Raw genomic sequence first — 852 nt, 5'->3', positions numbered from 1 at the left:
GTAGGACGGGATCTTCACCGCGAGCCGGCAAATCCAAATAGGGACTTTCGCCCTCTGTGGTCGGGCCTAAAATCATGCACGCGTCGCCCGGCGCTGGCGACGTCAGGCAGGGGCGTCGGGGCCGCCCCAGCGTGCGGCGTAACGGCCGGATGCACGGCTAGAGGTTGAATCCCCTTAACGCGGCGACCCGCGCCACAAAGGCGTGGGCCGAGGCCGCAGAGTCACGGTCAGGTGCGGCGGCGTCTGTGTCGGCGGGTCAGCAGGGGCGCGAGGCGCGCCTCTGGGCGGCCCCGAGGGCTCCCGTAGACCTCGATTCGGATTTCCTGCGTCCCGATGAACAGGAGTCGGTGAGACACCCGGCTGCTGAGAAGGGCCAAAGATTGGATGTTAGGAGGCCGTTGTTTGGCCCAGCGGGTTCACCAAGGCGGATAGTGCGCGGAGAATTTGTACTGTCAGATTCGCCGGCCAGAAGAACGCAGTGGTGAACGACTGGACTAATTGAGTGCCGGCTGAAACGAGCTGGCCTACAACGGGAAACGCCGTGAGTAATGGGTTTATCGCGTCGGTCAAAACGTTCAATAGTAAGCCGTAGAACGGGAACGATTGGATGATGTTTGCCGCAGCGGACGCGAAGTACAGTACGACGAGATCTGCCATGAGCCAAGAAAGAAAACCAATGACGAAGCCGGCCACGGCGGCGGCACCTAGAACAAAGACAGTATTCGTCACTACATTTGTTATCAAATCATTTAATGTCGACTGGGCGGCCGTGGCTGCGGCAATCGGGGCCCCAATTGCTGTCAAGGGCTTGATCAGCGACGTGACGTTGGCGGCCTCCGCGCCGGCATACGC

General features: G+C 60.9%; 1 protein-coding gene. It reads right to left on the bottom strand.

The genetic code is table 11. The features are described 5' to 3' along the window. Positions 1-387 precede the first annotated feature (387 nt). On the bottom strand, positions 388-852 hold a 465-nt coding region (locus A5706_RS33565; protein ID WP_197517807.1), incomplete at its 5' end, for a hypothetical protein.

Origin of the sequence: Mycobacterium sp. E796 (genome assembly GCF_001672815.1) — a bacterium.
Lineage (GTDB): Bacteria > Actinomycetota > Actinomycetes > Mycobacteriales > Mycobacteriaceae > Mycobacterium.
Note: the sequence above shows the minus strand (reverse complement) of the source record. Positions and strands in the feature narration are given on the sequence as shown.